The organism is Acetobacter orientalis (assembly GCF_000963965.1).
In the GTDB taxonomy this organism is placed as follows: Bacteria; Pseudomonadota; Alphaproteobacteria; order Acetobacterales; family Acetobacteraceae; genus Acetobacter; species Acetobacter orientalis.
In genome coordinates, this window is the sequence record NZ_BAMX01000031.1 from 62,800 (window position 1) to 76,813 (window position 14,014).

16 protein-coding genes are annotated in these 14,014 nt (G+C 53.8%); 12 read left to right on the forward strand and 4 right to left on the reverse strand.

Annotated elements, in window-relative coordinates:
• Positions 1-25 precede the first annotated feature (25 nt).
• Entirely contained in the window at positions 26-193 is a 168-nt protein-coding gene (locus tag Abor_RS11110) for a hypothetical protein (protein ID WP_158319739.1), read from the forward strand.
• Between the two features lie 30 nt (positions 194-223).
• Here Abor_RS11110 and Abor_RS11115 read toward each other — a convergent pair whose 3' ends face one another.
• On the reverse strand, positions 224-1,333 hold the full coding sequence (locus Abor_RS11115) for a hypothetical protein (protein ID WP_048841958.1): 1,110 nt from the start codon (positions 1,331-1,333) through the stop codon (positions 224-226).
• A 43-nt stretch (positions 1,334-1,376) separates the two neighbouring features.
• Here Abor_RS11115 and Abor_RS11120 point away from each other — a divergent pair, with 43 nt between their 5' ends.
• Entirely contained in the window at positions 1,377-3,248 is a 1,872-nt protein-coding gene (locus tag Abor_RS11120; RefSeq protein WP_048841959.1) for a phage tail tape measure protein, read from the forward strand.
• A 291-nt stretch (positions 3,249-3,539) separates the two neighbouring features.
• Here Abor_RS11120 and Abor_RS11125 read toward each other — a convergent pair whose 3' ends face one another.
• The 3 genes from Abor_RS11125 to Abor_RS11135 form a co-directional block, all read right to left on the reverse strand.
• On the reverse strand, positions 3,540-3,944 hold the full coding sequence (locus Abor_RS11125) for a hypothetical protein (protein ID WP_048841961.1): 405 nt from the start codon (positions 3,942-3,944) through the stop codon (positions 3,540-3,542).
• Positions 3,945-4,026: 82 nt separating this feature from the next.
• Positions 4,027-5,286, reverse strand: coding sequence for a Y-family DNA polymerase (locus tag Abor_RS11130; protein WP_048841962.1), 1,260 nt, complete (start codon positions 5,284-5,286; stop codon positions 4,027-4,029).
• Positions 5,283-5,663, reverse strand: coding sequence for a LexA family protein (locus tag Abor_RS11135; protein ID WP_048841963.1), 381 nt, complete (start codon positions 5,661-5,663; stop codon positions 5,283-5,285). The genes Abor_RS11130 and Abor_RS11135 overlap by 4 nt, the downstream gene beginning before the upstream one ends.
• A 182-nt stretch (positions 5,664-5,845) precedes the next feature.
• On the opposite strand from Abor_RS11135, the gene Abor_RS11140 reads away from it, so the two are divergent.
• From Abor_RS11140 to Abor_RS11185, 10 genes are all read left to right on the forward strand, one after another.
• Entirely contained in the window at positions 5,846-6,601 is a 756-nt protein-coding gene (locus tag Abor_RS11140; RefSeq protein WP_084594504.1) for a DNA/RNA non-specific endonuclease, read from the forward strand.
• A 114-nt stretch (positions 6,602-6,715) separates the two neighbouring features.
• Positions 6,716-7,636 (forward strand): hypothetical protein, encoded by a 921-nt coding sequence (locus Abor_RS11145; protein WP_048841964.1) that lies wholly within the window; start codon positions 6,716-6,718, stop codon positions 7,634-7,636.
• A gap of 7 nt (positions 7,637-7,643) precedes the next feature.
• Complete coding sequence (locus tag Abor_RS11150) at positions 7,644-7,853, forward strand: hypothetical protein (protein ID WP_048841965.1); 210 nt, start codon at positions 7,644-7,646, stop codon at positions 7,851-7,853.
• Positions 7,850-9,010 carry a hypothetical protein gene (locus tag Abor_RS11155; RefSeq protein WP_048841966.1) on the forward strand — a complete coding sequence of 387 codons (1,161 nt, stop codon included), beginning with the start codon at positions 7,850-7,852 and terminating at the stop codon, positions 9,008-9,010. Before Abor_RS11150 ends, Abor_RS11155 begins: the two co-directional genes overlap by 4 nt.
• Positions 9,003-9,683, forward strand: coding sequence for a phage baseplate assembly protein V (locus tag Abor_RS11160; RefSeq protein WP_048841967.1), 681 nt, complete (start codon positions 9,003-9,005; stop codon positions 9,681-9,683). The genes Abor_RS11155 and Abor_RS11160 overlap by 8 nt, the downstream gene beginning before the upstream one ends.
• Positions 9,680-10,042, forward strand: coding sequence for a hypothetical protein (locus Abor_RS11165; protein ID WP_048841968.1), 363 nt, complete (start codon positions 9,680-9,682; stop codon positions 10,040-10,042). The genes Abor_RS11160 and Abor_RS11165 overlap by 4 nt, the downstream gene beginning before the upstream one ends.
• Positions 10,043-10,063: 21 nt before the next feature.
• On the forward strand, positions 10,064-11,188 hold the full coding sequence (locus Abor_RS11170) for a baseplate J/gp47 family protein (protein WP_048841969.1): 1,125 nt from the start codon (positions 10,064-10,066) through the stop codon (positions 11,186-11,188).
• A complete protein-coding gene (locus tag Abor_RS11175; RefSeq protein ID WP_048841970.1) occupies positions 11,181-11,813 on the forward strand; it encodes a hypothetical protein in 633 nt (210 codons plus the stop codon). The genes Abor_RS11170 and Abor_RS11175 overlap by 8 nt, the downstream gene beginning before the upstream one ends.
• Positions 11,806-13,623: a hypothetical protein gene (locus Abor_RS13170; protein ID WP_244877890.1), complete on the forward strand. Its 1,818-nt coding sequence runs from the start codon at positions 11,806-11,808 to the stop codon at positions 13,621-13,623. Before Abor_RS11175 ends, Abor_RS13170 begins: the two co-directional genes overlap by 8 nt.
• The gene (locus Abor_RS11185) at positions 13,620-13,931 is read left to right on the forward strand and encodes a hypothetical protein (protein WP_048841971.1); all 312 of its coding nucleotides are present in this window, start codon (positions 13,620-13,622) and stop codon (positions 13,929-13,931) included. Before Abor_RS13170 ends, Abor_RS11185 begins: the two co-directional genes overlap by 4 nt.
• Positions 13,932-14,014: the final 83 nt, after the last annotated feature.

Here is a 14,014-nt window from a genome sequence, read left to right on the forward strand (position 1 = left end):
ATTTGAGGGCAGGAACGGCGTGAGAATGAGCAACCACGCCCTATGCGAAAACCTTGGTTACGCTGCGCGCGTGGCAATGGACTTTGCGGGTAAGCGCGTTCTTTCAAGAGAAGCGGCCCGCGAGTATCTGCAAATGGGAGCTAGAGCCATCATGCAGATGTCGGCTGAATTAGAAGAAGATGCAATCGCTTGAAGGGGAGGCGGCTGGGTGGCCGCCTTTTTTTTATTCATTAAGCGGTATGATCGATAGGCTTTCACTGGCTTCTCTGGCGGCCTCAACGATGGTTATGCTGGGGGCAGTTAAGCAGCGGGAGGCTGAGCTGACGACTAAATCTTTGTAGATCTCTTCGTCTTGCTGAGGAATTTTCGCTGATTTAAATACGGAAACCCAAAACAATGCATTGCCAAATTTCTCGGCTTCTGTCGGGTGGTGCCGTATCTTCAAATATTTATTTAGGTAAAGGCATTTATCGTCTGGTGTTATGTTTGAACGCAAGATATTCGGGGCAGTGTAGTCAACTGGTGGCTTGCGTTTGGAGGGCGGCAATATGAAGGGAAAATCTTCATTAGCCATATAGCATCCTCTAAAGATTGAATTATTTTCATTCGAAGATAGGCAGGCATCAATCTTGCTTACTTCATCTGCTGTATCGTTGGTTGCCGTTACTCCTATATCGCTTTCAGTGTATGGGTCGCCTCCTGCTAAATATTCAAATGCGGGGTCCGGCTCCCAATTTTTGGGTAAATTATATTTTTTAACCACAATAGATTCCGCCAGTTTATCGTTTTTTTCTACTTGCTTCTCAGGGTCTCGCTCTGGGTTTTGGCCGGATGCTATTTCGTTGGTTAATTCGTCAAATTCTATATCTTGTATGGGGGCAATTTTGTTAGAAACAAAAACTGCCCATGCCTCTTTGCCTTCTTTAGTTTGCGCTGGGTCGTAATAAGATTTCGCAAGCAATTTATATTCTTGAGGGGGTCTGTCTCCCCATGGGTTGTCTTGAAAAATCTCAACAGTAGAGGACGGCGCGCCGTTTTTGATAGCCACATTAGTAAGGTAAACTGCGGTTGCTGCCCAATCTGACGGCCTACCACCTGTTACGGCAACGCTAATGTTGATTGGATGCGGGCCATTTACGCCTATGTTTCTAAATGCGTTCCATACTTTGAATGGCAACACAGTTCCCTGCAACTTTGCGTTTGAGGTCGCTTCATGTTGCGGCACTTCGGCCGGTTCGGTGGTTCCCTCTTTATTTGTAGTATTTGTTAAGTAAGCGCCCGTCGAAATAGCACCTACAAAAATAGCCAAAGTCACATACTTCTTAAATTCCATAATCGTCTCCTGAAATCACCTAATAGAATGAAAGTTTAGCCACATGGCAGATGTTTACCGCGTTGGCGTAGCTATTGGCATGACCGATAACGCAACTCAGGTGCTTCAAGCACTATCGCGCAATATTCTGGGCGTAAATATGCAGGCTGAAAAGCTTGAGGGAGGGCTGAACCGCGCAAAATTGGCGGCGCTAGGCCTGACGGGCGTTTTAGCCGGTGGGGCAACGCTTGCTGGTATGGCAAAGCTTGTCGGCGCGGGAAAGGAGTTTGTCCATCAGCAGAGCCTCATGATGCAGGCCGGAGTATCTCACCGCGATATTGCGCAAGCCACAGCTAGCGCGTGGCAAGCCGCGTCAAATGTTATTGGCTCATCTGCTGAGAAGAATATTGCGTTGGTTGCTGACCTACGTAATCAGTTAGGGTCAATGCAAGAAGCCGTAACGGTGCTGCCTCAAGTCGCGCAGATGGGCGTAGTGCTACAGAACTTAACTGGGCAAGATCAAGAAAAGGCGGGTTTTACTGCTATCCGCTACCTCGACCAGCGCGGCGCTCTAGTTGACCCTAAGACGCACGAAATAAGCACGGCGCATTTAACGCAGCAAATGCGGCTTCTTGAGGGGATTGCAGTTGGCACGCGCGGGCGGGCTGGGCCAGATCAGCTTCTAGCTTTCCAGCAATATGCACGACTAGCTGGCGCGTCTCTTTCTGATGTGGGTCTGATGAACTTGGCCCCGGTTATTGCTGCCTCTGGCTCAGCGTCAAGCGTTGGCACTCAGCTCTCGTCATTACAACAGCAGTTAGTTGGGGGCGTAATGACCTCAGCGGGGGCGCGTTGGTTGGAGCGTTTGGGGCTTATGGACGGTCGCCGCGTGCATGAGGGCAGGGGCGGCCACCTAACCTTAGACCCCGGCGCGCTCACCGGCGCAAGTCAACTGCAATCCGATCCTGTTAGTTGGGTGCGGGATAACCTTATTCCGGCATTGCGGCGCAGCGGGGCCACAACATCAGAAGAGCAGGCTGCGGCACTCTTAAATAGCCACCTACGCTCTACAGTCATTGGGCTGTTGGGAGAGGTTGTGCGCAACATGCCCGCGTTCCAGCGTGACGCGAGTAATATCCAGCGTGCTGTCGGCGTTGATCAATATCATGTGGCCACAGAAACTGACCCTACAGCCAAGCTTAATGCTTTCTCGACCGCGTGGCGCAACCTCCTAACCGCACTTGGCGCGCCCATTGTGAACGATGCAACGGGCATGATTGGGAGACTGACTGGTGTTATCACCACACTGACTGATACAGCGCGGAAACATCCACGAGCGGTGGCGGATATTGAGCTGGGGGTGGCGGGCATTGCGGGGCTCATAGCTCTGTCTGGTTCTATAGCTGTGGCGGGTGCTGCGCTTGGGCCGTTCACGGCAGGCCTGAAATTACTGCTACAAACCCTCTCTACTGCCAAAGTTCCGGCAGCAGGATTGTCCGGCGGCGTTGCCGCTTCTGCCGCACCTGCTGCCGGGGCAGCTACCGCCTCAGTTGCATCTCGTGCCGGTACTTTTCTGGGTAGAACGCTAGGTTTTGCTGGTTTGGCCTTCGAGGGGGTTTCTTTATACCAAGACCAGAAAAACAGAGACGCGCAAATGCGCGAAATGCTCCGGTCTCACCCTAAAGAAGCGCAACAAGCTCAATGGATGTATGATCATAGCTTGGGCTTGTTCGGTGAAAATATGCGAGAGGGCCAGCCTACTCAGTCGCAACAGCCCATTCATGTGACTACACAAGTGGTGCTCGATAAGCGCGTTATTGCTGAAGCGCTATCTGAGTATTCCTACCAGCAAACCCGCCAATCCATGCGCGCCTCAGGCACAGCGCCAGACTTGATGCAGTACCCGCAGGTGCCGGGGAGGAGTGTGGGGAATTGATGGGAGGTTATCGCGCCCTGAAATCAGAGTAGGGCTCGATACTACTCACTTGGCCTTTGTGTATCACGGCATCGCTGAGCAATATGCCTTCTGGCCGATCTATCGGTATACCGTTGGTATTGATCCACTCACCGAAGATAACGTCATCTACGACAGTTTCGGGGAATAGGATTCCCCAATCTTGTCGAGCCTTTGAGGTAATATAGTCCCCTAAGGATAAGCCGTATCGCGCAAGATCAGATTCGCTCAAACCCGCCTCCATTACATTTTGGTAGGGAGGAGGCCTGTTCTTTATTTTATTTTAGCGATAATAAGACCACGATATCTCTTGAAAAATATCCCGACAACTAATGCAATATTCAATATTAGGCCCAAAGCAAACAGAACAACCCCTAGCCAAGCATTTATAGTATGCCAATCAGCAGGTATATTAACTGCAGAGAACATAACAGAACTACCGCTCAATGCGGCGGCAACGCAATTATGGAGTTTTTTACTATCGTCAGCAGCTGCGGCAATCCAAAACCACGCTGAGCACAAGCCAGATGTCGCAGCGAGGAGACGAGACCAATTATTTAAAAGAGAAGACATCTCATGTCTACCTAAGCAAGCCGACAAAATAAATAAAAGCAAAGTAATAATAACATATGCCCCAAAAGCAAATTTATTATTGGAAGAAATTTCAGTATATTCCATGGTTTTCCTTGAATTTCCGGAGTAAAGCTCGCCCCTTCCCCGTGGAGAAGATAATAATGACTGAGAGGTCACTTTGCCTAGGCTAAAATGACGAAGCCTCCATAATTTCGTGCACATTTGTGGTAAATCGTGGCGAGAGCATATTTTGGCGCGGCCTCCATGAGCGCTCAACGCCTGCGCTTAGTGGCCTTAGCGCACCTCGGCCAAAGCGCTGGTTTACGGCATCCATGGTGCCCATCAATGCTGTGTCCTGCTCTGAAGGTATATCAAATAGGGTGTGTTGTGTGCCTGCGGGTGCAAGGTCGTTCAGCATCACGCCAGCCTTGGCGTAACGGAACCCGTCTTTCCAAATTGTGCGCAGTAGGCGCATGGCAATAGCAGTTAGGGCTAAGGTGTTACTTGTGGGCGCGCAGGTGAGGGAGGCTTGGTTTGCGTACCACCCTTCATCGCGCTTATGGCGATTGGTCTGAATAAAAACACTCACATGGGCTGCATCCAGCTTTTCTGCCCGCAGCTTTTCTGACGCCCGCACAGCAAAGCCGGTTACTGCTTCACTCATATCACTGTGGGTGGTTATTGGTCGGCCAAAAGAACGGGTACAGGCAAGCCCATGCCGTTGCGCTGCCACCTCTGAGAGTTGCAGGCAGCTTTCTCCACGTAATTCAGCCTGCAAGCGCACGCCAATAATAGCTGCAATTTTGCGGATGTGTGCGGGCGGGGCGTTCACAAACTGAGCAATGGTACGGATGCCCGTATCATCCAGCCGGGCTGCAAGGCGGCGGCCTATGCCCCACACCTCACTCACGGGCAGGTTGCGGTAAAAGCGGTTGCGTGTTTGCTCGTTCGTTAGGTCGCAAAGGCCTTCCATTTCTGGTCTGTCTTTGGCGATGTAGTTGGCCAGCTTGGCTATAGCCTTTGTCGGCCCCCAGCCTACGCAGGTGGGTATTTTTGTTATCTGCTCTACCGCTGCCCGCATATCGTCGCACCGCTGCGACAGGTCGCCGGGTAGGCCGGTTAAGTCCAGAAACATTTCATCTATGGAGTAAGGCTCAACGCGCGGGGCGTGGTCGAGTAGAACCTGATACACGCGGCGGCTCATATCTGCATACAGCGGGTAATTGCTGGAATACCACTGCACCCCAGAGAGTTTGCGCTGTTCACGTACAAGGTGGCATGGCTCGCCCATTTTGATGCCGAGTGCCTTGGCTTCTTTTGTGCGGGCAATGGCGCAGCCGTCGTTGTTAGAGAGCACAACAACAGGCAAACGCTTGAGCCGGGGTTCAAAAGCGCGTTGGCAGGAGCAGTAAAACGAGTTGCAGTCTATCAGCCCGTAAACGGTCACGGCTTTTCACGCACAACACCGGTAACGGCGGCCCATATCTCCACATCTTGCGCGGGGTCTACGCGAATGGGCGCATGGCTATTATCCCCAGAAATTAGCCACCACTGCCCTTTGTTTGCCTTCAGCTCAGCAAGGATTGCTGTACCTGAAGCGCTGGCAACGACCAGATCGCCACCCTTGGCCTGCGCGGCTGTATCGGCAATTAATACATCACCATCCAATATACCTCGCGCCGCGAATGTGGCCCCGCGCACACGCACCGGGTAGCGGCTGGGCCTACGTAAATCGAGAACCTCAGACAGGTCAATCGGCCCTTCAACCGAATCGGCAGCGGGGGAGGCAAAGCCGGTTGTACGGTCTCCTGCATAAGTGCTCATTGCGCTACCCTTCATAATGAGAACATAAAGAGAACAATTTCCGTGATTACGTCAAGAAAGAAATAACTAAGAAAATCCTAACTCCGTGCCCTTTCGCGCTGCGGCGTAGAGATAATTGCGTTGTTATTTTATTAATTTGTTCCTTATATGTTCCGTAAGTCCCTGACATGTAAGGTTCCTGCATGACGCGCTGCTTTCTTCTCTTGTTTTTGGTTTTGGCTGGTTGTGCGACCGCCACGGCCTCTCGCGATGATATGGGATGCGTGAATTTTGGCGCTAACGATGGCTTGCCTCTTTTAGTGCGGGTTGAGGCGCCTGGGCCCGCATCTTTGTTGTGTAGTCAGGGCTACGCGGCGCTGGCTTCCGGCACATCTCATGGCCCGCTTTGGGTGGCTGAGCACCTATGGTCTGACGATGTTGAGGCAGCGGAGCGGCTTAAACTACGGTGGCGGTTTTATCGGGATTACCGCGTGTCGTGGGCGGCGTCCTTGGCGGACTACCACGGCTCCATTTACGACCGTGGCCACATGGCCGCTAGTGGAGACCAGCCAGACCCAACAGCGCGGGCAGAGACCTACGCGACCACCAATATCATTCCCCAAACTGCCGCGCTCAATGAGAATAAATGGGCACACATTGAGCAGCATGTGCGTGACCTCACGGAGAAAGAGGGAGAATTGTACGTGGTCACGGGTCCGGACTTCGGGCGTGCTCCCGTTGAGCTACTCGGCCCAGACCACGTGTATGTACCGGCACGGGTATGGAAAGCCGTTTATTCGCCCAGCAGCAATAGGGCCGGGGCTTACGTGTGCGACAATGCGCAGCAAAGACCGCATTGTGAGCAGGAGAGCGTGCAGGATTTGACCCAACAGACCGGCGTTGACCCATTCCCGCAGGTGGCAGCGAGCGTGAAGGCGCGCGCGTGGCAGTTGCCCTGAAATCAGAGTGAGCTCTTGTATGCTGTACAGCATTCTGTTAGTTTCTAACTACATTACCAAAATTATGTCAGCCGCCCTTAACCGGGCGGCTTTTTTATTGCCCGAAGAGAGAAAATGGCGTTCTCGCTGAGCACTATTGAAACCGCGATTGGTTCAATAGGCAGGCTCTCCGCCTCTGCGCCTGTTCAAATTGGTGGCCTTGTGCTTACGGGTATGGAGGTGCCTGACCGCATACGAGACGGCGGGCAACAGCAGGTTGTTGTGCACAGATTGCCGGGTGGTGGGCGCGTTCTGGACGCTGTGGGCAATGACCCATCGCGCCTTGAGCTAGAGGGGCGCTTTCTTGGGCCGACGGCCTTTGCGCGCTCTCAAATGCTTAAGCAGATGCGCATTGCGGGAAAGCCTGTTTCGTTCTCGGGTGCGGGGTTAACCCTTACAGTTAAAATTGCTGAGTTCTCGTGTGATTATCAGCAAAAGGGCATTGTTATCCCGTACCGTTTGGTGCTGGAACAACCCGCACAGGGGGCGTCAACCTCTGGGGTGACATCAAGTCTCTCTTCCTTGATCGGCGATGACGCTGCTAACGCCATTTCTGGCGTAACCGATGCCGTTAACGATGTGGCGACAGTCGCCGGGAACATAACTGGCGAGCTGGGCACTGTTGTGGGGCAGATAACGCCCATTGCTGATATGGTCGGCGCTGGCGGTGTATTTACTAAAATACAGGATGACCTGACTGTGGCGGGCGGCTTGTCTGGCGCTGCGGTTAATTTGGCATCGGCCCCAGAGAGTGCTGCAAGTCTTGTATCTAGCCTTGAGAGCGCGGGTAGCGGGCTGATAACAGCGATAAGTCAAACCGGGGCAAACCTTGAGGGCATTGATTTAAACGGCGCGGCTGGGCTCTCTACACTTACACAAAATGCAGAACTGCACGTTAGTTCGGCGCAGTCTGGTGCTTTGGTAAATCGTGCCTACGCCAATGCAGTAACGGCCACTGATGGCACTCAAAACGGGCCTATCGTAACGGCTCACTAGGTCAGTTATGGCAAAAACCATCAAAGTGACGGCGGCAGATGGCACGCTATACCACGTGGCCGCCATCCATTTGGGTGATGCCACGCAGTGGTGGCGCATTGCGCAACTGAATGGCCTGTCTGACCCAGACCTTTCGGCATTTGTTGCCCCGGTTAGTTTGATACTCCCAACTGTGGATGCCTCTCAGGCTAGCGGCGTGCCCGGAGTTTCATCGTGAGTGAGAGTGTAACCGTCACAGCGTCTGGGCATAAAACGTGGCGCATGCCGCAAGCTCGTGTGCTGGTGAATGGTGCGGAGCGGCCAGAAACAGGACTGGAGCAGTTCAACCTTACACGCACCCGTTACAGCCGGGCGGATACGCTTGATTTATCGTTTGCTCTGGACAGGTCTAAAATACCGACCTCTGGCCTGTGGTTTGATGCAAAAGTCGAGGATGGCGCTACGGCATTGCCTGACATTGATGTGCAGCTACAGATGCGCGATGCCGCTGTGTCTGGCGCGCAGTGGACAACGATGTTTCAGGGCGTTGTTGACCATGTTGATTTCAGCCCTGCCGAAACAAGCGTTACCATTCAATGCCGGGATTATCTGGCTAAACTGCTTGATTTGCGGGTGCTCGATGGGTGGCTGAACATGACGGGCCCCGGTGTTGTAGCGGCCATGATACGGGCGGCAGGCTTAACACCACAGGTGAGTATGTCGGACGGCATGACAGGCCAGTTTTGGCAGATTGAGCACAAACGTAAATCTGCCAGCAGCCACAGCCGATTCCAAACGGCGTTTGACCTCGCTAGCTACCTTGCAAACATGACCGGTTGTGATCTGTATGCAGAGGGTAAAACCATCGTGTGCGCGCCTTATCCATCGGCCAAAACTGGCGTAGTGCATACACTGAATTACCAAGACTTGGGGCCAACAGTGCCGCTTGTTATGGGCGCTTCTGGCCTGCGCTTTAGCCGTGATTACCAGATTGCCAAGGGCATCGTGGTACATGTGACGAGTTGGGACAGCAGGCAACGGAACCGGGTTGAGTATTACTGGTCAGCCGATGGTGGCTCAACAAAAAAGGCGCTGGCCAATGGGAACTTGCACAGCTTCACTTTGCCCGGTGCGCGGCTGGAGCAAGTGCAGTCCTACGCCAAATCCAAATACGACCAGATTGTAGCGCATGAGCGCACGATAACGGGTACGATACCGGGACGCTTCACGCTGGAGCCCCGGCACTTCATGTCTATTTCCGGCACCGGGACGACATGGGACGGCACGCATGATGTGGACGCCGTGACCAGCTCCTTTTCGTGGGCGGGCAGTTTTACGCAAAACATCACGTTGCGCACGCGAGACGCGACGAAGGGCGAAACTTACGATGCATGATGCCCGCTCTATAGCTGCAAGTTTAGTAAATGCCGTGGGCCAGCCCGGCTTTGCTATTGTGAGTGCCGTTGATCCCGTAAACCATGCGGTAAAAGTGCGCACGCAGCCCTCTGATATTGAAAGCGGGTGGCTGCCCTATGCGGCTTTGCAGGTTGGTACGCTGCGCATTTCATGCCCGCCAGACGTGGGCGCGCACGTAGTCATTCAGCACATAGATGGCGATGCGGAGCACGGGCTGGTAGCGTGCCCGATTTATGACGCCGTGGTGATGCCGCCGCTCTCACCGGCTACTGGTAAAGTAGCTCAGCCGGGTGAATTGCTTATTGTCGCTGGCAATGAAGAGCCGCCTCAATCAGCAGGGGCAGGGCTGGGCGCAGCAACCAAGAGCGCCCCATGGTGGCACATGACCAAAACCGGCATCTACAGCGGGGCAGGGCAGGCGACCGAAACGCTAACAAATGACGGTAAAGCGTGGGTTGTGGGCGGTGTGAGTATGGCCCTGACCACTACGGGCCTAACCGTTACCGGTGGCTCAATCACTACAGACAAAGACGTGACGGCCCAAGGCACGGTTACTGGCGATACTGATACGGTGGCTGCTGGCATTTCGGGCAAGGGGCATGCTCACAGCGGTGTGCAGCCGGGTAGCGGCACGACAGGGAAACCTCAATGAGCGCCCTTTCTCACACTATCGGCGGCGACCTTGAATTGTCGGCATCTGGCGGCCTTGCTGTTGTTTCTGGCTCTGAGCAAACCCGGCAATCTATTTTGCGGCGGCTCTGCACTAATGCCGGTGGCTATATCTGGCAGCTAGAGTATGGCGCTGGGCTGCCAGCCCGTGTGGGCGATGTGATGAATGAGGGTGATATTCGCGCGCTTGTTTTGGCCCAAATGCAGAATGAAACGGGCGTTGACCAAACCCAGCCCATTACCGTTGCAATAACCAGCCCCAAAACCGGGGCCTATTTACTGGCCATTGCCTACACAGATGCCCAGACCGGCACGGTGCAGGAACTGACGCTAACCAGCTAACGCTCTCCACTGGAGCCTTCCGTGGCACTCACATTCCAATCGTTTAAAACCACTCTGGCCAACGCAGTCGCAGCGGCTCAGGGTGCATGCCCGACGCTGCTTGACCTAGGCGTGGGCACGCCGGGCCGCGCCATGCTTGAGGGCGTGTCTGGCGTTGGCTTGTGGTTCCAGTTTATTGCCCTGCAAATACTCTCCCGCACACGCCTTGCCACCTCTATTGGTGCGGACGCTGATAGTTTTGTGGCTGATTTTGGCCTGTCTCGGGAACCGGGTACGGCAGCTACGGGCGTTGTGCGCTTCACCTCTTTTACGCCTGACAATCAATCCGCCACGGTTGCTGTTGGCACACCTGTAAAAACAGCCAGCAACATCATTTATGATGTGGTCGAGGACAGTACGAATAGCGCATGGTCTGCCGTAGACAGCGCTTATGTACGACCTGCTGGCGTGGCATCTATCACGTTGCCAGTGAAATGCGAGACAACCGGCACGGCAGGGAATGTTGCTGCGGGCGCAATTTGCCTGCTGGGGTCTGCCATTTCGGGCATAGACACCGTGACGAATGACGCGGCTCTGACCAACGGTAGTGCGGGCGAGACAGATGCCGCCTTGCGCACGCGCTTTGTGAGCTACATTAATAGCCGCTCCAAGGCCACACTCTCAGCTATTGAGAACGCTATAACCGAGGTATCAGCCGACCTGATTTATCAGGTGATTGAGAATGTCGACACATCGGGTGCGTTTCTGCCCGGCAATGTAGTGGCGTTTATTGATGACGGTTCCGGTGATGTGTCAGACGCCATTATAAATCAGGTCTATGCCGCTATTGATGATGTGCGCCCAGCGGCTGTTTCAATACAGGTTGTAAGGCCCAAAATTGTGCGCCCACCAGTAACAATGACGGTGAGCATTAACAGTACAGGCGACCTGCCAACCATTCAGGCGACAATCAGCACGAACATTGCGACCTATTTAAACAGCCTGACAATTGGCGAGAGTGCAAGTTACTCCCGCCTTATTCAAATTGCCTACGCCGCCAGCACGGCAGTTACTAATGTGTCTGGCGTGACATTGGCTGGCGGCACGATTGATCTGCCAGCTACATCTGGAACGGCTTACCGAGCCGGGGTGGTGACTTTTGGCTGATACGTCACAAAACGGCTTTGCCCTGCGTGTTCGGCGGCTATTGCCAGCGGGGTGGTTCCCAAATCCACCGTCCGGCGGGGAGGCCGAACAGGCACCGGTACTCAATGCGCTTTTGCAAGGGTTTGGCTCTGTTTTTGCGTGGGTCTGGGGGCTACTGACCGGAACCGATGAGCAGACCCGCCTTGCGACAATGACCGGCGCGTTTCTGGACATGTTCGCGGCTGATTTTTTCGGCACTGGTATGCCGCGTAAACAGGGTGAGAGTGACGATGAATATCGCAAGCGCATTCAAGAAGCTCTTTTCCCATCGCTTGGTACACGGCCCGATGTTGAAACCACAATTCAATACGAAGTGGGGCAGGTGGGTCGAGTTATCGAGCCGCGTAACGCGACGGACTGCAAAGGGCTTGGAAGTCTAGCTGCCCCATCCATCGGCGGGGGGTACGGATACGGTGTTCCCGCGCTGCGGTACGGCTCTCGCGCGGTGCCGTTCCAGCTATTCGTCCAGCTACCCACGGGCGACACCGACAAGCCATCGGCCCAGACATTAACCAGAATTGCCGCCGTTATGCCTGCGGGCACGATTGCGTGGGCACAAGACGTGGAGAGCCTAGATAATGGATAGGCAGATTTTATACCCAGCTCAAATTCCGCTAGTTGAAGACGGGCTGAACGCACAGCGCAACGCCATGGTTGGCGTTGGGCATTTGGCTTCAGCAGCGTTCGGCGCAAATACGGTTGCTGCCTCTGGCTTTGCGTGCTCTCCGGCAGATGGCCTAGCCGTTACAATCGCCCCAGGCGCTTTACTTGCGCCCGGAGTTGTTGATGCATCTGCCTACGGCACTCTGGCGGCGGTTAGCAGCGCACTGGTGCGGCAGTTTATTAGCCGCGACCCCGTGAGCCTGACAGTGCCCAGTGCTGGAGCCACGTATGTGGTGTACGTTACGCCGCAGACCGTTGATGCCGACAACACAGTGTTGCCGTTTTACAATGCAGCAGACCCAAGCGTTACCTATGCGGGCCAGAATAATAGCGGCCTTGCGGCCCCCACCGTGCGGCGTGATGAGGCTGTTCTTGCTATTGGCTCATCTGTACCGTCTGGAGCGTCCCCGCTTTGGCAGATTGTTGTCCCGGCTGGCGCAACAACGCTTACAGCAGACATGCTTTCTATCGCTTCCGGCGCGCCGTTTTATCCGTCTATGGCGGCAGTGGCGTCGCGCATTATTGCCCCATTCAATGCACAACTTGCGGTGGCGATAGGGGGGTATCCGCTCAATGCAGTGGTAGCCGATCCAGCCACCCCCGGCACATTCTGGGTAAGCACAGCAGACGCGAACGTATCCACCCCCGGCGCAGATGGCGCAACATGGCAGAGCCTGTTTAGCGGTTACGCTACAGAAGCGTGGGCTAACGGCCAATTCTTGCGACTTGCAGCGACAGCGCTTCAAACTGTTACTGGCCCCGTTACGTTCTCGTCCGTTAATGGGAGTTTTGCATTTCAAAATGACGGTAATTGCGTTGTCTACGACACGAATGGCAAAGCTATGCTTTCGTTCGGGTCTTCAAAAATGCAGCTTAATACCGCGATGGAAGCGCATTTTAATGGATTAACGTACGCCTCTTCTGTAACGGACTGGACTACACAACAAGTAGTCCCTGCTCGTGATGCTGACGCTAGATACGCACACAACGGCGCTTCTTTCGCAATAGGTGCCACCTCCGCATCTGGGATCAGTAACGTCATTAAATACGGCACGCAATGCAGGTTGCAGTTACAAAATGACGATAATGCAGTATTTTACGACAATCTAGGGAGCTTCTGTAATTTAAGTAGAGCGGGCGCTACTTTTAGTTCTCCTATCAAAGTCCCAGACATCACAGACTTCACCGGGAAAAACGCTCTCAATGCTGAGACCGCAGAGGGCCGGTATCAAAATAAATCAACTGCGGTCACGACAAATGCGATTACAAGCGGGACAGTCGATCGTAGAGCCGACAGTATACATATAACAACGCAAACTGCGGGCCAACAGCCTTACGTCTCTGGCTATCTAGAGGACGGTACATATTCATCGTTCTTACTCCCCACGCTCCCTATGATGCCCACCGCAGGCACAATAACCGGCGGCACATACACGAAAACGCCACTAAATGACGGGACAGGTCGGAGTGTTTTGGTTCAGAGTTTCATGGTCGACACGACAAACGGTGCGACTGCCGCATTCCCTATCGCGTATACAGAAGTTCCTACGGTAGCTGCCGCTTATCATGATGGGCCATACGATGGGTCTGCTAGTGGTGCAACTGCTGTAGCAAACGTGATTGATATATCGACCACTGGGTGCTCGTGGTTTTTACGGTATGTCGGCTCTACAAATAACTGGGGTAGTTCCGGCGGCCGATTGTGGATAACTGCACAGGGAATAGTACAATGATTGATGAAAAAAAATGGTGGACTGACAGTTTCCCCTCTCAGTACTATGCTTTTGCGACAGATAAAACGCTCGGTGGGTATCCTGTTGCAGGGCTGACTAACCTCGACATTTACTCGAAACAGCCTGCATGGCTTACGTCAAGCACAACGGTTGTTGCATTAACTCAAGCGCAATACCTGTCAATAAATCCCGTAAATCTCATCATAAAAGATGGTACTCTTGCTAATTATGTTGCGCCAGCGACTACTGACACCGGAACGAGCAGCACTGCGTCTGCGGCCACGTCTAGCTCCGCAACGGCCACGTAACAGCGCCCACATTTGACCACGCCAGCCGCCCTCTGAGGCGGTTTTTTTGTGCCTTATTCCCGCCGTTCAAATGCCCCCCCCCC